Raw genomic sequence first — 19,285 nt, 5'->3', positions numbered from 1 at the left:
GTTCCAACACTTGAGGAGGTACATGTAGTGCGTCAAAAATGGCTTTATTGGAATAACGCTTCTCGGAAGTGGTTGTGGCTCGTCGTTATCATCGGTCTGGTCGCGTCCATCCCTGTAATCAGTGATCGGGTGCAGACAGAATCTTCTGCCAAAAAGGTGGAACTTGTTTTCAACTATCGAGGACTGCTGGATATCTCAGCGTATCAGGCACATCCGCAAGATTTCATGAATGAACAATTGACTCGTCTAAAAGACGCAGGCGTAACAACGATGGCTGTGTTCGAAAGTACTTTGGACGAGCTGAGAAAGACACGCCGACTAATGGTATATAACGGCCAGGATCTCGCGAACCTGACCAAAGATGTGATCCCTTCTAATGCCAATTACACGTATGTGTTATTTACATCAGAGGAAAACGCAAAGACGTATACCCCTATTATTGAACAAACGTTCGCTGATCGGCAGATTCCGGTAGTACCATGGGAATATGAAGGTCGTAGCGGCTTAATATTGCAGACTCCTCCGGAGAATGCCAACATGCAGCCTTTGCAGCCCGATCCGGTTGCCGTGAAGATGCTGCGTGATAAAGGTTTCTACATTTTGCCGCGGATCTCGGACAGTGTGCCATACAGCCAAGAATCGATGGAGCGCTTGCTTACCTTCTTCGAAGAGAATGGCGTAAAGCGCATCTTGTTTGATGGTGATGCTGTGAAAGGGTACAATGATAATGAAGAGATGAAAAGTCTCGACCAATTCGCACAGTTGCTGAACAAGCACAATATTGGTCTTGCAGCCATCGAGAACTTGAAGAAACCACAGTCTGGTTTCCAGACTCTTGCGTATAAAACGGATTACAACGTTACGCGTCTGTACTCGCTTAGTGATGGAGATGCCAATCTGGACGTAGACACGATTGCTGACCGTTTTGTTCTCGCAACCAAGGATCGCAACATTCGTATGCTCTATATGAATGCATCACCAAGCCGGAATACAGCAAAGGCCATGATTACAGATCCAATTGAGAATCTGATCAACAGCCTGGGTGAGCCGGGTCATGCCGTAGAACGCATGGCGAAGCATGGATTCGAGCTAGGACAAGCTGAGGCATTTACAGTTAAGGATTCTTCGATTCAGCGTTATGCCAAGCTGGTTGCTCTTGTTGGTGCAATTGCCATGATTGCACTTATGGTTTCTTATTTTATCCCACTACTGACCTTGATCGCATTTGTGGTCGCTTTGGTGGGCAGTGCAGGATTGTTCCTCTTGAAACCAACGCTGCTGGAGCAAGGAATTGCCTTGCTTGTGGCAATCGCCGCGCCGACCATAGCGATGGTGCTGGCCGTTCGTACAGTGAACTATCAGCAACAGCGTCAACCCGACGCATCTGCGGGTCGTCGTTTGAAACAAACGTTGGTGTTATATGTAAGAACTTCGATTCTGTCATTCCTGGCGGTACCTTTTGTCATCGCGTTGCTTAACAGCATTACGTACAGTCTGGTCATTAACCAGTTCCGCGGCGTGAGTCTGTTGCACTTTGCACCTATGGCACTGGTAGCGATCTATATTGTGTTTTATCGTGGCTCGGGTTCATTCTCTATTAAGAAAATTAAAGAAATGCTTCGTATGCCAATTAATGTGTTAATGGTTGTTTTGGCACTTGTTGCTGCCGTTGTTGGGTACTATTACTTGAGCCGTACAGGCAACTCGGGTTCAGTAACACCATTAGAGATGTTCCTTCGTACCACGTTGGAAGATACGTTCGGTGTACGTCCGAGATTCAAAGAATTTATGCTGGGACACCCGCTGTTTATCGTTGGCGTGTTCGCCGCTTTAAAATATCGTAAAGTCATCTTTGTGCTCATTATTGCAGCGATTGGACAGTTGTCCATGGTGGATACGTTCGCGCATATCCATACGCCGGCTGTATTGTCACTCATTCGTGGAGTGATGGGATTGGGACTTGGCTTAATCTTCGGTATCATTGCTGTGGGTGTGTGGCAAGTAGCGGAAGGATGTTGGAAAAAATGGTCACCACTTCTCAAAAGTTAGTCATCTCGGGGTATTACGGATTCCGCAATAGCGGAGACGAAGCGGTGCTAAAGTCGATTTTGACAGCGCTGGAAGAGGAAAGCCAAAGGTCGAACATAACGATTGAACCAATTGTTCTCTCGGGTGATCCCGAGTCGACAACCGTCATGTACGGTGTGCGCTCCGTGCATCGTATGAAATTGAAGGAAGTCCGTGAAGCACTCAAGGAGAGTGACGGGTTAATCAGTGGCGGAGGAAGTCTTTTGCAAGATGCAACTGGACTGAAATCCATTCCTTATTATCTGGGTGTAATCAAGCTGGCCCAGTGGCTGAAAAAACCAACGTTTATCTATGCCCAGGGGATTGGCCCTGTGAATCGTAAAATCTTTAATCCGATGATCAAATCGGTCTTTAAGGCCTGCACCTATGTATCCGTTCGGGATGAACAATCTGCAGACTACCTGCGTGGGCTTGGGTTACAGTGGAATCAGATCCATGTTGTACCCGACCCGGTAATGGGCTTGCCATTACCTGAAACAAAAGTTGAGAGGGGCGCAGGTGCTGTCTCAGCAGATGCTGCTACTCAAGCTAATCGAGTGGAACCTTCAACTGGAGGACATACCAAGCTTCCTGTGATCGGCGTTTCGGTACGTTTTTGGGAGTCAGACCGGAAGGAACTTACGGCTATTGCCGCCGGATTGAAAAAGCTGTGCTCCAAAAGAGCGGTGCACCTGCGTTTTCTGCCATTTCATCTGCCAGTGGATGAACAGGCATCACGTTTCCTTATGGAAATGCTCGGTGATGTGACCAGCAAGGGCAGTGAGATTAGCATCACAGAAGATCTGACCGACCCTCAGCTTATGCTGGAGGAAGTCAGCAAGTGTGATCTCGTCATCGGTATGCGTCTGCACAGTCTGATCTATGCAGCTTCGCAATATGTGCCTCCGGTGGGTATCTCGTATGATCCGAAAATTGATCAATTCCTGCTTCGTCTGGACAGTGAACCAGCAGGAAATACGGATACACTCGATGGCGACAAACTCGCCAAGACTGTTGTTGGACTGCTGGATCAACGTTCACAATGGTTGAAGGAACATGAAGAAGGCATCACCCAACTGAAGCAGGAAGCCAGAGTGCCTGCACAGCAGATTATCAACTATTTAGGCCGCAAAGGATGAGATAAAGATGAGTCAGACCGGATCAATACCTACCGTTTCGATCTACGGCATTCCTTTTTCCAAACTGACGATGAAAGAAACGGTAAAGGTTCTCCAGGAAGCTGTGCTGTCCAAGCAGACACCACATCAGGTCATTACAGCCAATCCCATTATGGTTATGGCCGCATTGGAAAATCCCGCAATTATGGAAGTCATGCAAGCTGCGGAATTGATTGTTCCTGATGGAACGGGTGTCGTATGGGCTGCAAACTATTGTGGAGATCCTGTAGCTGAGCGAGTGCCGGGTTTTGAGCTTTTACATGAATTGCTGCGTGTTGGAGAAAACTATCGATGGGGCGTATATCTGCTTGGTTCCACCCCTGAGGTGATTCAAGAAACGGCAGTTCGGTTACAACAGCAATATCCGGCGATTCGAATTGTGGGTTATCGCGACGGTTATTTTGGTCCGGCTGAGGATGAACAGGTCGTCGCTTCCATTCGAGAAGCAGCACCTGATCTGTTGTTTGTAGCACGTGGGGCCGACACCCAAGAACCGTGGATTCACAAGCACAAAGATGCACTGCAGGTTCCTGTAACCATGGGCGTTGGCGGCAGCTTTGATGTGATTTCGGGCAAAACCAAACGTGCGCCTATGCTGTTCCAAAAGTTAAGACTGGAGTGGTTCTATCGCTTATTGCGTGAACCAAGCCGGGCTGGACGGATGCTTGCGCTTCCGAAATTCGCTGTTAAGGTGATGCGTGACAAAGAAAACGTGACGAAAGTCCGTTAAAAACAGGTAATTGCGAGATAAATGCGTGTTTTTGCTAGAAATTGAGGATGGCTTTTCGGGTGTGATGAGCGTATAATTCATTCCGGATTACATGTGTGCCACTCCATGAAAAACGGAAGTTGTTGCATACGGCCACTTCGATGTCAGAATAACCTTTTGATCGCTGTTATCTCTGGATTTCTTTTATCCACCTTTGCAAGGTTGAAATCCCGCGATAGCATATGCTTACGATGTAGCTTTCTTTGAGAAAGCTTGTAGGCGAACGCTTCGCATCTACAGGTTATTTCTGCACTCTCCGTTATCGTGTAACAAAATTTTTCATCAAAAGTGACTAACAATAATTTTTATATATAAAAAGAGATCAGGGGATTTATAATTTCGTACAGGTATTATAATTGGGGGTCGAATGTTCAAATGGTAGCGATCTTTATCATTGGATTTATCGTGTCAATGGGACTGGCTCTTGCCCTGACACCACTTGTCAAAAAGTTCGCAGTCCGCATTGGCGCAATGGATACGCCGAATGCACGTAAAGTACACACACGGATCATGCCACGTCTTGGTGGTCTGGGGATATTCCTGGCCTTTATTATTACAGTTGCTGCATTGCTTCCGTTTGTATCTGCATGGTTCACAACTCGGGACATGAGTTTTGTCAGCGCGTTTCTGATTGGTGGAACGATTATCGTGCTGATCGGAGCACTCGATGATCGGTTTGAACTATCAGCCAAAGTGAAGCTGCTTGGTCAGATCGTTGCTGCTTCTGTCGTTGTATTCGGATTTAATATCCGGGTAGATTTCGTTAACATTCCGTTTCAGGATTCCTATTCTTCACTCGAAGCTTGGGTATCCATTCCGCTGACGATCTTATGGATCGTTGGTGTAACCAATGCGATTAATCTGATTGATGGTCTGGATGGTCTGGCTGCCGGTGTATCTGGCATTGCAATTGGTACCATTGCCGTGATGTCCTTCCTGATGGGGAACATGATGATCGCCTTGATGTGCCTTGTGTTGCTGGGTAGTATTATCGGATTCCTGTTCTTTAACTTCCACCCGGCTAAGATCTTCATGGGGGATACCGGATCACTATTCCTTGGTTTCTCTCTGGCGATGCTGTCCATGCTGGGATTCAAACAAATTGCTATCGTGTCCTTTATTACACCGCTGATCATTATCGGTGTGCCGCTCTCGGATACCTTCTTCGCGATTATCCGTCGTGCGGTACAACGGAAACCGATTTTCGCACCGGATAAAGGTCACCTGCATCACTGCTTACGTGAACTTGGATTCAGTCACCGTCAGACGGTGCTGATCATTTATGGAATTGCCGCATTCTTCGGAGTTCTGGCGATTATCCAATCTTCCGCTGCCATGTTTGAAGCGAACTGGGTAACATTTGTGGTCATCTGTATCATGATGTTCTTCCTCCAGGTGGGAGCAGAAGTCATTGGACTTGTTAGCAAAACGAGAAGACCGGTTATTAACTTTCTGATGCGCATGCGCGTCAAGTTGAATCCGGAGACCCGTTCGAAATCATAAATAGACAAATGTAATGGTTACAGCAATTTTTGAATATTATTCCAGACCCAACCTTATCCCTTGTGGATAAGGTTTTTTGTTTATTTTGAGATTTTTACTAAATAATTGGTACCTTTTGCCGATATATAAAGGTAACTGACTTAAAAGAGGAGAGATGATATTTAATGCAACAAAAGAAACGGCCGTTGGTCTGGATCATGTTGGTCACCATGGTGTTCTCATTGTTCCCACAAGGTCTATTCGGTGGGTCCGTTGCTTCGGCTGCAGATGCATTTTCAACGTATTTTACGCCATCTGATAGAACAATCCGAGAAAGCTCAAGACTTTCGCTTGTCTATGATTCTACTCAAGGCAAGGATAACTCCAACTTTCTGACAAGGGAACTTGTGTATAAAAGCCCTACTTCGTCCCTTGATATTACGGGCACATTTTCAATGGTTAACGGTTCGAGTCTAAAAGTGAAAGTTGAGCAGTTAAAGCTTGTTGAAGAAGGAAACTTGCGTACATGGGTTCCGGATGAAACACGTACTGTAACTACAGCTATCACGAATAGTGGCAGTAACCGTTTTACAGCTAGTAACGTAGGCTTATTTTCAGGATTCAACAGAATAACGTTTATTGGAACACAAGGGAATAGTTCTGTAGAAAGTTCTGATTCATTCTATGTAATGTATGATCCTGCTCCTTATATTGAAAACTTCATACTTTATACAGACCGTACCATCCCAGGTGGCGGTGTAGCGTATAACCTAAATGAAGGTACCGAGACCGTTGTGGATACAGAGCGTGTAGATTTCCAGGGTACAGTTAAGAATGCAACTCAGGTCTCCATTTCAGTCAATGGTGGAGAACCAATGGACCCCCCTGTAACAACGGATGGTAGTTTCTTTGCATCTCAAATAAAGCTATTACCCGGTAAAAATATTCTGAAGTTCAACATTGAAGGTCAGCCTAATGGGATTGAAACGGAACGTGTTGTTTATTATTTTGATAAAACAAAACCTTTCGTAGATCTCAAAGTAACGATTGGAAATGAGACTAAATCTGTAGTGAGTAAAACGGATTTGGCAACTTTCACGGACCCAGATAAAACAAAAGGGACATTAGCTGGTCAGATCCTGGTTCCTTATGTGGAGGGTAGTGGCAAATTCGCAGATGAGGGTACTGTAACCGTCCAAGGTAAAAGTTACAGTATTATAGTACAGGCCCAAGATGAACAGTTGATCACAGGCCCAGATGGAAAATCTGTCAAGTATCGAATGGTAAGCTTTACATCCACTGAGGAGTTTGATCTAACTCCTAGTAGCACTGACAGTACGAAGGCTGCCAAGGATCAGACACTTGTAGTGAAAATAGCCCAAGGTGCGTTCAGTGCGGAATATACAGCTAGTTACGTGTATTCATCAGGTGCACAAGATATTACGAACCTATATTACCTGCCTAACTATAAGGGAGGAGCAGTTGACTCTAAGAGACCACTGAATGGCGCAACATTGCAAGATGATAAACTATATATCCTTGTAGAGTCAGGAAGCTCTCTTGACAAGTTACCAGTTCCAACACTTAAAGGTGTTTACTTACCATCAGGACTTAAACCGGTTGAACTAAAACAATATCTTGGTGCAACAGGTCTAAAGGATAACGAGCAGATATATGAGATTACCAGCCTTGCAAGTGGTAAACAGCAACTTCGTTTTTCATTCAGTGATAATCCTGAACCAGATCTGGCTAAGGTAGTTGAGGTTACCTATGCGACGATTAGCTCAATCTACGTAGGAAGTATCCAGACAGGAGAAACGTATACGTTTGATTCATCCAAAGGAACGCAATACCTGAATGTTGAGGGTGAATTGTTAGGTTTCAAAGACCTGACTGACTTGAAAGCAGAGATGCTTGTTAATGGTCAGTTGACTGCAACAACGGTAACAAGTTTAGTGAATGCTACTGATTTGAACAACACAGGGTCTACAACAGCTCCGGTCATTGCATTCCCGAAAACACAAAAATTCAAATTCAGTCTGCCAATCAAAAAAAATGGTCCGATTTATTACGGAGAGAACACCATTGATATTCGAGCTATTGTTGACGATGCGGGTGGAAGACCGAAAACGATAACATCGGTTCTGAAAATTAATGTAGTGGATTCGTATAACTCAACCATTGCTTCTTTTATGCCAACACGTATCCCTACAAGTAGAGAATTATTTGATAATAAAACAGTCGCGAACTACACGGAAGAGAAATTAAGTAGAATTTTTGCCGTGACTCCTGACTTTATTCTCAAAGACGGTAAGTATGTAACAAGTGAGAAAGAGTTCGATCTCGTGTTCCGAGGAAGTGGAGCGCAAAATATCAACTTGAGTTTCGGTTCAAAAGTGATTTTCAGTAAAACTGTTAATAATACAGAGGTGTTGGAAAGTACAGATAACGGTGCAACAGTTGGAGATATAACCGGCTCTGACTTTGCTGGTAATGAAGATTCATTCATCGGACGGATTCGTGGTCTGAAGTTCGATGCGCCGGGAACCCAAGTGTATACGCTTGAGTTGATTAATAGTACTGGCGCTCGTTCTACACAACGAATTGAGGTTGTACGTGAGCCTGCTCCATACCGAATTCTGGCTCCTCAGCCAACGGTGGGTGATCAGATTGTTGTTAATAAGAACTATGTACGATTTGATATCGAAGCAGAGGGTGCAACTCAAGTTCTGGTTGGCAAAGAACCTGCTGAGAAGCGTACGGATTACAATAATCGTTTTGTGCTTGATTATGTGGGATTGAAGCCTGATAAGGATAATAAAATCAAGATTGAGATCACTCGTGCTGGTGGAACAATTAGTGATACAGTATCTGTGTACTACACTAGTGCAGTGACAACGAATTCACAGTATATGGCTCCTAAAGTAGCTAACAAATATACAGCTTTTAATAAAAACTTACAGCTTTCTTTCCCGAAAGGAACAGTTTTGCAATCCCAAAATTCAATAGGTATTACAAAATTCTATCCAACTAACAAAGTGTTGTTTGGAATTGCAGAACCGAGAAAAGGAATTGTAGAAAAGATAAATGATTACGGGTATGATACTGAAGTTGGAGGCGAATATAAGCCGAAGATTGAAATTCCTCTCTCCGTTTCGGGTAATTTCTCATCTGCATTGGATACAAGTGACTTTGCGTTGATTTCCGATATTTATTGGATCAGTGGAGGTATTGGAGAACAAGGTAATAGAAATGATAGCAGTTATAAGTCAGCTACAGACGGAGTCACACCATACAGTATGGACGGAATTTTCACTACGTTTGCCGCTGAACGTATCCTTACTCCATCCAATCGTGGATCGTTAATCTTGAACTACGATCCGTCAATTGTAGATGATGTGGGTTCAACAATCACCGTATTCCGTCTTTCGGACAAAACGCAGGCGGGTACCTGGGTACCGATTGGTGGTAAAGTAGATACGAAGAAACATACGATCACAGTGCCATTTGATGAGTTCGGATATTATAAAGTAATGAAACAAAGCAGAAGTTACGCGGATATTACGAACCATCCATGGGCAAGAAACTATCTTAATGCGATGTATGCCAAAGGTCTGATGAAACCATTGAAGAGTAATTCGTTTGGTGCAGATGACCGAGTAACACGTGGGGAGTTCGCAACATTGTTGGTTAAAGGTATGGATATTCCAATTACTACTCCGACGCAGCAAACATTCAGTGATGTAGGAAAAGGTACTGGAGCTGAGATCTGGAGTTATGAAGCCATTGAGACAGCAGCACGTGTAGGGATTATAACGGGACGTAGCGATGGATTCTTCCAGCCGCAATTGCCAATATCCAGAGAAGATGCAGCCGTTATGATTGCGCGTGCGATGAACGCCAAACTTGCAGCCAATGATAGCAAGTTGTCTTCAGCACTAGGCAAGTCGTTCCTGGATTCATCTTCAATTGAGTATTATGCTCGTCCAGCTGTACAAGCTGTAACAAAGGCTAAGATCATGGACGGTAGTCCAGTGACTGTAGCAGGATCAACCAAACCACAATACCAATTCAATCCAAAAGGTAACATGACTCGCGCAGAAGCAGCGAAGATTGCTGTGGAATTGCTCAAAAAGAGCACAGGATTATTTCCTAAAACCTTGAGTTAATTCGTTTGATACATTAATGCAATTTAGGAAGGACCTGTCCCTTACTCTAAAGGGGCAGGTCCTTTTCATGGCTGTCAATGAATTGACATAGAGTACTTTTATAATAGAAGAAACAGAATTTTTACCAATAACTATTTTTGTAATTTGCTAGAGTATAAGATACAATAACGGTAAATACACAATGATCTAGAGGGTGAAGTTAGCTAATGAAACCGATTTATTCAAAAGCCCAGCTGGGCTACATGAAGGCAAAGACACAGTTTGAGAAGCAGGCAGTCATTCTGGAGAAAAAGTTGGAAGATACACGTAAGACTCAGGAAATCTCTCAGGAAGTTATGGAAGGGCTTGTACAGTCTACTGGCTTCCATGATGCGTATAACAATCTGGTGCTGGCTGAGAATGAGTTGATTGAATGGTCTCATACAACGATGAAGCATGAGAAAACGTACCGTGAGAACAGACAACCAATTGACGATATGTATCTGAGATTGAACAGCGATCCAAATATGCGTGCCCAAATTATTGAACTCGCGATGAAGATTAAATAACTTATATTTCCAGAACTGCAGGAAAAGCATCCCAATAGGGGTGCTTTTTTATTTTATTTTTTGTGAATTTTGTCGCTTCATAGGTTGAAGTTGCGGGTATAAATAAACGTTGGTAGCACAGACAAACCAGAGATCACAATTCCAGATTCACTGCTGTATCAACGGTTTGAAAAGGTTTTGAATGGCTTCGATACCCGCACTGTACCTATACATAAAAAAAAATCAAAACTTTTTTTGTGCAATCCGCAACTTTTTGAAATCTACTGCGTTTAAAGTGTAGAGTCGAAAACATTGGGCCTGTTACCAAGAATGACCTCGTGAAGAATCTTGTCTATTTTTTAGAAAAAATTGCTTTACGACACGAGAGACCCATTGTATAATACGTAAGGTAGGATTAGGAAACTACTCTATTTACGTGTGATTCTGCTTTACAAACTAGTTTACAAGTTTCTGTGATATGCTCACAGACATCATTTATATTAACTTGCTCACAACTCTGGAAAGGGGGTGCAACAATATATGAGGAATACGAGCGACCCTATTAAAAAAGAAAATTCAAATGTTATGAACGCCCAAGGAGGAGAAAAAAAGGTTATGAAGAAAATTTTATCCGTAGCATTGTCTACAGCAATGGCATTCTCAATGTTTGCATCTGTAGCATTCGGTGACACAGCAGTTTCCCCGCAACAACAGTTTGATGCATTGAAAGCAAAAGGTATCTTCAACGGTTATCCGGATGGTACAGCAGGTCTTGACAAAGACATGACTCGCGCTGAGTTTGCAAAAGTTATCACTAAATTGCTGGGTCTGAAAGAGATCACTGGAACTCTTTCTTACACTGACAAAAACTACACAGCTAAAAACTGGGCTGTACCTTACATCGAAGCAGTAACTGCTGCGGGTATCATGGAAGGTAAAAACGTTGAGAAGAAAATCTTCGACTTCAACGGTAAAGTGACTGTGTCCGAGATGGCTACAATCCTGACTCGTGCATTGGATCTTGAAATCCCAACTGAAACAAACAACACTGCTCCAGCTTGGGCTAAAGGTTATGTTCAAGCAGCAATCAATGCTGGTTTGGTTGATGCAAACACTAATTTCACAGCTAACGCTTCCCGCGAATTGTTGGTAGGTGCAGCTTTCGCAATCGATCAAGCTCAAAGCTTGAAAGTATCTTCTTACACTGTAACTGAAGCTGGTAAAGTTGTTGAGTTCAAAATCAGCGACGGCGAAACAGTAAAAGTAACTTTGGATAAAGCTCTCGAAGCTAACAAAGAAACTGAAGTGAAATTTACTTACAAAGATAAAGAGTTCACTGAAAAAGTTACTTATGTAACTACAGTAGCTCAAGCGGTATCTTCCGTATCTGCTACAAACCTGAAAGAAATCACAGTTAAATTTGATGGTACTGTAGATCAAATGTCTGCTGAAAACCAAAACAACTATGTTGTTAATGGTCTGACTTTCAAAAGCGCTACATTGTCTGATGACAAAACTACTGTAACTTTGTTGGTATCTGAAGGTAACACTTCTTTGACTAACCAAAGATCCACTAGTCTTCAAATCAACAACGTTAAAAATGCTGATGCAACTAAAACATTCACACAAAAAGTAGAGTTTACTCCACTTGATGTTGCAGTTCCAGAAGTAAAAGAAGTTAAAGCTCTGGGAACAAAAGCTTTCAAAGTAGTATTCAGCGAGCCAGTTAAACCAGAATCTGTGAACGCTACTTCTTTCCGTGTAGATAACAACGTGATTGCTGCTTCAGTAAAATACGTTTATCCTAACACTGCAATTGTAACTACAGATTTGACTGCTGGTGAACACACATTGCGTGTGAGCGGCGTACAAGACTACTCTGGTCTGTCCATCGTTCCAGTAGAAAGCAAATTCACAGCAACTGAAGATACAGCTGCTCCTAAAGTTGTTGGTGTTAAATCCAATGACCTGAAAGAAGTAACTGTTGAGTTCGACGAAACTGTGAAAAGTGTAGCAAGTGCGTATGCTAACACTACTGGCAATACTGCTCAAACCATTGAAATCAACGATAATAAAGTTACGTTGACATTCAACAATCCGTTGAATGTATCGGAAAACACAGTTTACTTGACTGCAGTGTCCGACTATAGCAACAACTCTGCTTCCGTTGACACTAAAGTAACTCCAACATTGGACACAGTTCGTCCAACAGTTGTAGATACTAAGTTCAAAATGGAAAATGGTAACTACATTGCTGAAGTTCAATTCAGCAAATCACTGAAATTGGATTCCGCAGAAAACCCAGAGAACTACGTTCTGAAAGATGCAGAAGGTAAAGTTGTAACTGTATCTGGATTGACTTCTAAAGGATACCCAGTTATCAAACCAAGTTATAACAGCAACAATAAAACTGTTACTGTTAACCTGGGAAGCAGCTTGAAATCTGATGCAACTTATACATTGACAGTATCTGGTGTTATTGACACTGCAACAATCGGAAATGTATTGTTGCCTTATACTGCTACATTGAACGCTAACACAGCTCAAAACGGTAGTGTAACACGTGTATGGTCTGACGTGACTAATGGTGTTCGTTATGTATATGTTCAATTCAACAAAACTTTGGCTACTTCCGGTGACGGTAATGCTCTGGATGCAGCTAAATATATGGTAACAAACGTTGATAACACTGGTGCTCCTATTGGAACTCCATATCAAATCGCTAAAGAAAACAATGACATCACATTGATTTCTACAAACACTGTTAGAATCGCTGTTACAAATAACATTGCGATCACTGACTGGGCTAAAGCTAAAGTTTCCGCAAGCTACATTAAAGATTCCGAAGGTAAATACTTCAACAGTGGTAACTACACTGTAGGATCTAACGTAGGTTCTTCCGAAGTACTTGCGACAACTAACGATGTATATGCTACAAGCCGTAACGAAGTTAAAGTTAAATTCAACACAGCGTTGTCGAATGTTAACTTGGGAGACTTCGATCTGAATGGCGTTCGTCCAACAAGCTACACGTTGGCTGATTCCAACAAAACTGTAGTTCTGAAGTTTGCTGATAACACAATCTCTAATGATGTTAACGGTTATACTTTGAAAGCTACTAACCCAAGCACTCAAGATAGCTTCGGTAACAAGCTTCAAGCATTCACTGCAACTGTACTAGATGGTATTGCTCCAACAGTAACTCTGAACAACATTGTTAGAGATAATAACACTGTTACAGTAACTGTTTATGCTTCTGAGGCTCTTACTCAAGATGGCAACTATGGTTCTGCTTACATCCAAGGACTCTTCGACATTGATGCAGGTAGTGGCGTGACAACAACAATCACAGGTGCTTCTATTGGTGGTACTGACAACAGAACTATCACTATTACTGCAAATGTAGTTGGTGACACAAATGGTAAAGTTACAACTGTGAAATTCGATGGTTCTAAAAATAAAGCTGCAAAAGCTATTACTGATGCAAAAGGTAATGCGCTGGATGAGTTTTCTTTCGGAAAACAGTTGACTAATTAATATTTTTTCTGAAGCAGCCTTGCATCTTTATAGATGCAAGGCTGCTTTTTTTTTCGCCCGGCAAGCGTAAAAACTTGGCGGTTAGTTCGAAATAGTTTAACAGTAGAAAAACACCCGCTTGAGGTACTGTCGATTGCGCTCAAATGGTTGAACCGCCGTATACCGAATGTACGTACAAGGTGTGAGAGATAGGCTACTCAATTTTATTTAACTTAGAGAATTTTTAAATTGTTAATACACAACAACATCGTAACTTTCTACCCTTCTCGAACGTTTATACTATAATGTAACAAGCAACTTATGGGAGGTTTGGAAGTGAATCAAAAGAAAATGTTTGTGAGCTTGCTCGCGAGTGCGATGTTGATTAGTTCAACGGCTGGCATTGCCATGGCAGCGAGCACAATCAATAAAAAGTCTGCCACCAGTTCAAATAGCAGCACATCGAAGAAAACGGCATCAACCACGAAAAAGGTTGTACATACACTCGGTAACCTATCGGCTGTTAAAGTGACAGCGCGAAGTTCCGTAAGATTAGCAGATGTAAATATCTTGGCACAGGATGATGGCAATGTGGTTACGTATACATTGTCTTATAAGAACAATGACAGCACCCCAATGATGATGCTCGATTACTGGAGCAAGGTGAAAACCAAGGGTGGAACATCGTTCTCACCTAAACTGATTGCGAAGGATCAGGAAAAGAAAACGGTCGCCCCTGGATCAACAGTTGAGTTGACCTATGTCATGAAAGTGGGTCGCGAGGTGAAACTCAGTGATCTGAACTTCCTCATCGTGAAATGGGATTTCAGTCAAGCTAACTATGAACGTACGCTGGGTAAGTTTAACGTGCCCGCATCCTATAGTATTACCACACCTGTAGGTAAGCCGAAGACGGTTCGTCTAAGCGACTCTGCGGTGAAGGTGAAAGTATCTGGAATTAAAGTGTTTCCAGGTGAAGATAAGAATCAGTATGTGAAAATTGGCGTGAATTTAAACAATATCAGTTATAAATTGCTTGAAAATCCGAATATCAAATGGATCTTACGTACACCAAGTGGTACCAACTATCCGTTAACTCCGGATAAAGACAGTACGAGTGTCAGTATACAGGCTCAAGCTAATAAGGCCCTCAGTCTGATGGCATCTCTTCCTACGTCAGTGAAGCTGCAAAAGTCTGAGCTATTGCTGGTAGAGGAACAGGGTGAAGAGAAAAGTGTTCTGCCTGTTGCTGCATTGCAATTGCCAGAGGCTAGCAAAACGAATGTAGAAGTCGCTGCTAATCAGCCAAACATTATTTCAGTTGAAGGACAACGACTGTCCACATTGATTGAATCTGCCAAAGTTCGAATTGATGATGGTGAGTACAATCTTAACCTTCAAATGAAACTCAAGAATGAAGGCAAAAAAGCCATTAAGGTGCCGACATATACCTTCGAGGTACGTAATACAGACGGAACAGTATATCCGATCGAAACCAAAGCATTGGATACATTGAAGTTGAACCCCGGCGATATCAAGACAATTAAGCTAAGTGTAACCCTTCAGGGTGATGGTGATACAAGCAAAATCAAGCTGTATGTAATGAGTCCTGTAGACAAAAATGAAAGCACAGAATCGACAACTTCTGCTCCAACGAATGGATTTGTTTTCTCTTATCCTGTGGGTGTCTATGCTATTCCTGAATCGGTATCCAGTGGAGATGGGTTGACGACCGAAACTGTCGTTAAGAATAACAAAGGTACATTTGGTGTGTCTTTTGGATCGTTACAGCGGTTGCCGTGGCTTGATAGTGATATTATTGCCGCAAAAGTGACCATTCGTAATGCGGGTAACAAAACAGTTCAACTTCCTGAGCTTGAAGCGATGTTTATGATTGATTCTGCTGAGATTGAAGGAGACAAGAAGCTAATCTACACACAAAGTGGAAAGCTACTTGGAGCCGGCATGACAACAGAGGCTTACCTGTTGACCAAGATTCCTTCCGAATTACGTATATCTCGTCTGGAACTAAGTCTTAACGAGAAAGTTAGTGAAGAAGAGACGAATGAGTGGATCACGTTAAATACGTCCGGATTAATTCCACCCTTATCTTATGTTGGAAGCGGCAAGACATACACTTCGGGTACTGCTGATAAAGAGACGGAAATGGGTGTGCGGAGAACGATTCGTTATCCGGGAACATCATCGGACATCGTATATACCGAATTCGAAATGACGAACAAATCATTGCGTCAAAGTGGTCTCGGTAAACTGGTAGGATACTTCAAAACATCGGATGGCCAGTATTACAGAGCAACTGCGAAACAAGCAGAGCGTCTGCCTGGGCCGGGTCAGAAGTCAATTGTTACGTTCTGGGCTAAGATTCCGAAGTCCGTTACCTTCTCAGACCTGCGCCTAATAGTGGGTGAAGGCATTGCAGACAGCAAGTTTGTAACCGGTGAAGGGGAAGCGACTGCTTATGTGAATGCTTTGGCATTCGAAGTACCGCCAACCTCCATTAGTGTTCAAGGCTCGCTAAGCAATATTGATCTCTATCCGTACTCTTGGACTGCTAACAGTGTGAGAGCATATCTGGCAGGTAGTTCATCCGTACAAGTAGAGGTGAACTATAGCTTGACTCGCAATGAAGAGATCGAGATGGGGGAGAACGAACACAAATTAATCCTCACGCTGACCGATCAAGCAGGAAAAACATATGAGAAAGAACTGACTTTGGGAACCGATCTGAAAGTGGGAACCAACCAGACGCTGAGCTGGAGTGTAGAAGACAGCTTCTTCGAAAAATTACGTGGTGGTTCGTATCGTTTGACAGTATATGATCAATTTCAAGGACAACGTATCCGTCTTGCAGAGCAAAGTTATGGATACGACATTTCTAAGCTTCCAAAAGAAGAACCGGAGTTCCCTACGTTCCCATCGGATGGGTTTTAATAAAAAACAGGCAGCACTATAATTATCCATAAAACCTCGTTTCCACCCAACGGAAACGAGGTTTTGCTTGTCGCATCCCTACTTTTTCTCTATAGTTAAAGTTAATAGATTACCAGAGGAGGAAAATGATTCACATGAAACCTTATATGAAAGTATCCCTTGCAGCGCTCGCGATTGGTGTTGGCGTGTGGGTTGGGTCGGTATACAGCAATACAGCCATCGGTGCAGGTACAAGCCAGCCAGGAACAGCAGACGATCCGGTTGTAACGAAGAGTTATGTAGACCAGCAGATTCAAAAAGCATTGGGTGGAGGTGCTAGCACGGGTTCAGGCAACACATCTGGTAATAACTCCGGCTCTACGGGAAGCGGGAACTCAGGTGGAGACACATCCCTTCCTCCACTGGTCTCGGGCGCATCTGATGCCGTTGAGATCGTAACGGTGAAGCCGGGTCAACAGCTGATCGGAAAGTCCGGCGCGGAGTTCATTGTACGTAGCGGCAAAGCTGTGATCGTCAGTGAAGGTACGAATGGTGTAGCTGATCTGACGGACGGGATTGATCTGACGAATGGACAGGCAGCGCCGACCAATCACCTGCTCTCTTTTCCAAGGGATGGACGGGGGATCACGGTATTGGAAGGAAACAAATATAGCCTAACTGTAATGGTTCGTGGTGGATATACTTTGAAATAGGATTTGTAGCTGTTAAAGGAATTATTCATTAGTCTTACTTTTCATTTGCTCAGATTACCCATTTCTAACAAACATTAATACGGCTAGCCAACCTTGTTCCTGCTCACTCTATAACTGTTGACAATCAATTAATGGAGGTGCAGGAACCATGGCTAGAAGCAATCGCAAAGTGGTACCCGAAAGTCGTCAAATGCTGGATCAGATGAAGTATGAGATTGCTGCAGAGTTTGGTCTCAATGTAGGTTATGGTGGCAGAGGTTTAGCTGGTGCGGATACAGAATTTGGATCTGAACTTGGTAAAGTGAGTGATCACTCCTATGGGCAATACAAAGGGTGGGGACATCTGACTTCCCGCGAGAATGGATCGGTTGGTGGAGAGATCACCAAAAGGCTAATTCGTCAGGCAGAACAGCACTTATAGGGCATTTTCCTTACCCCATTTCGTTTGACACGTCTTGACAAATACGTTAAGATGGCACTTGAGGTATGCAACCTTTTCCACTAGGGAAAGGTTGATTTTCGTTTGAGGCAATTACCTGAAAAATCCTTATCTTCGGTACTGCGGACCCTGCGTCCTTATTCCATTTTGGAAAGCTTCGAGGGTACAGTGAACGAATCGCTGTCATGTTTTGTTCGGGCAATCGCCATACTACTAGTTATGGGAGGTTGAAACTTCATGTCTGTTAAAGGCCGGCATCTATTTACATCGGAGTCTGTAACCGAAGGACATCCGGATAAAATCTGCGATCAGATCTCAGACGCCGTATTGGACGCGTTTCTTGCAAACGACCCCAATGCTCGCGTAGCTTGCGAAGTTTCCGTAGCCACAGGCTTAGTGCTTGTCATCGGTGAAATCAGTTCAGCTTCCGAATACGTGGACATTCCGTCCATCGTTCGTAATACAATTAAGGATATTGGCTACACACGTGCCAAGTTCGGTTTTGATTATAACACTTGTGCAGTTCTGACTTCTCTGAATGAGCAGTCTGCTGATATTGCCCAAGGCGTTAACGCAGCGCTTGAGAATCGTGACCCGGAACAAGTCGCTCGTGAAACAGAAAACATTGGTGCAGGTGACCAAGGTCTGATGTTCGGTTTTGCAACGAACGAAACACCAGAACTCATGCCTTTGCCAATCGCTCTGTCCCACCGTATCGCACGACGTCTGGCGGAAGTGCGTAAGAACGGTACATTGGAATATCTTCGTCCGGATGGTAAAACTCAAGTAACGATTGAATACGACGGTGACAAACCGGTACGTGTGGATACAATCGTTGTGTCTACTCAGCACGCTGAAGAGACTACACTAGAACAGATCCAAAAAGACATCAAAGAACATGTAATCTTGCCTGTCGTTCCAGCTGGATTGCTGGATGAGCAGACTAAATATTTCATCAACCCAACAGGACGCTTCGTTATTGGCGGACCTCAGGGAGATGCAGGCCTTACTGGACGTAAAATCATCGTAGATACTTACGGCGGTTATGCACGTCATGGCGGTGGTGCGTTCTCTGGTAAAGATCCGACAAAAGTGGACCGCTCCGCAGCATATGCGGCACGTTACGTAGCGAAAAACCTTGTAGCTGCAGGTCTTGCAGACAAAGTGGAAATCCAGCTCGCTTACGCGATTGGTGTAGCCAACCCGGTATCGATCAACGTGGATACATACGGAACTGGCAAAGTCAGCGAAGAGAAATTGGTTGAGCTTGTGCGTAACAACTTCGATCTTCGTCCGGCTGGCATCATTCGTATGCTGGATCTGCGTCGCCCAATCTACAAACAAACGGCTGCTTACGGTCACTTCGGCCGTACAGATCTGGATGTACCTTGGGAACAAGTGGACAAAGTAGACCTTTTGAAAACTCAAGCAGGTCTGTAAGTTAGATTCAAAAGTAATGAAGCCCTTGATTCCGTTAAAGGAATTAAGGGCTTT

Annotated in this window: 11 protein-coding genes; all 11 read left to right on the top strand. The window is 43.5% G+C overall.

All coding sequences use genetic code 11. The features are described from left to right. Nucleotides 1-27: 27 nt before the first annotated feature. The 11 genes from MHI55_RS28305 (at nucleotide 28) to metK (ending at nucleotide 19,231) form a co-directional block, all read left to right on the top strand. On the top strand, nucleotides 28-2,049 hold the full coding sequence (locus tag MHI55_RS28305) for a DUF5693 family protein (protein ID WP_339191079.1): 2,022 nt from the start codon (nucleotides 28-30) through the stop codon (nucleotides 2,047-2,049). Continuing rightward, nucleotides 2,025-3,206 carry a polysaccharide pyruvyl transferase CsaB gene (gene csaB / locus MHI55_RS28300; RefSeq protein WP_340387809.1) on the top strand — a complete coding sequence of 394 codons (1,182 nt, stop codon included), beginning with the start codon at nucleotides 2,025-2,027 and terminating at the stop codon, nucleotides 3,204-3,206. The genes MHI55_RS28305 and csaB overlap by 25 nt, the downstream gene beginning before the upstream one ends. A 7-nt stretch (nucleotides 3,207-3,213) precedes the next feature. Continuing rightward, entirely contained in the window at nucleotides 3,214-3,975 is a 762-nt protein-coding gene (locus MHI55_RS28295; protein WP_100528407.1) for a WecB/TagA/CpsF family glycosyltransferase, read from the top strand. 414 nt (nucleotides 3,976-4,389) lie between these two features. Beyond that, on the top strand, nucleotides 4,390-5,517 hold the full coding sequence (locus tag MHI55_RS28290; RefSeq protein ID WP_036612523.1) for an MraY family glycosyltransferase: 1,128 nt from the start codon (nucleotides 4,390-4,392) through the stop codon (nucleotides 5,515-5,517). Between the two features lie 164 nt (nucleotides 5,518-5,681). Beyond that, a complete protein-coding gene (locus MHI55_RS28285; protein ID WP_340387808.1) occupies nucleotides 5,682-9,665 on the top strand; it encodes an S-layer homology domain-containing protein in 3,984 nt (1,327 codons plus the stop codon). Between the two features lie 206 nt (nucleotides 9,666-9,871). Next, the gene (locus MHI55_RS28280; RefSeq protein WP_036612519.1) at nucleotides 9,872-10,213 is read left to right on the top strand and encodes a hypothetical protein; all 342 of its coding nucleotides are present in this window, start codon (nucleotides 9,872-9,874) and stop codon (nucleotides 10,211-10,213) included. Nucleotides 10,214-10,732: 519 nt separating this feature from the next. After that, entirely contained in the window at nucleotides 10,733-13,729 is a 2,997-nt protein-coding gene (locus MHI55_RS28275; RefSeq protein ID WP_076254030.1) for an S-layer homology domain-containing protein, read from the top strand. A gap of 315 nt (nucleotides 13,730-14,044) precedes the next feature. Further along, nucleotides 14,045-16,660, top strand: a complete 2,616-nt coding sequence (locus tag MHI55_RS28270) for a hypothetical protein (protein WP_340387805.1) — start codon at nucleotides 14,045-14,047, stop codon at nucleotides 16,658-16,660. A gap of 134 nt (nucleotides 16,661-16,794) precedes the next feature. Continuing rightward, nucleotides 16,795-17,352 (top strand): hypothetical protein, encoded by a 558-nt coding sequence (locus MHI55_RS28265; RefSeq protein WP_340387803.1) that lies wholly within the window; start codon nucleotides 16,795-16,797, stop codon nucleotides 17,350-17,352. A 148-nt stretch (nucleotides 17,353-17,500) separates the two neighbouring features. Then, on the top strand, nucleotides 17,501-17,773 hold the full coding sequence (locus MHI55_RS28260) for an alpha/beta-type small acid-soluble spore protein (RefSeq protein ID WP_076254036.1): 273 nt from the start codon (nucleotides 17,501-17,503) through the stop codon (nucleotides 17,771-17,773). Nucleotides 17,774-18,028: 255 nt separating this feature from the next. Beyond that, a complete protein-coding gene (metK, locus tag MHI55_RS28255) occupies nucleotides 18,029-19,231 on the top strand; it encodes a methionine adenosyltransferase (RefSeq protein ID WP_036612510.1) in 1,203 nt (400 codons plus the stop codon). Nucleotides 19,232-19,285 lie beyond the last annotated feature (54 nt).

Origin of the sequence: Paenibacillus sp. FSL E2-0151 (assembly GCF_037993015.1) — a bacterium.
GTDB classification, from domain to species: domain Bacteria; phylum Bacillota; class Bacilli; order Paenibacillales; family Paenibacillaceae; genus Paenibacillus; species Paenibacillus amylolyticus.
The sequence above is the reverse complement of the archived record's forward strand: the minus strand, read 5'-3'. Positions and strand labels throughout refer to the sequence as shown.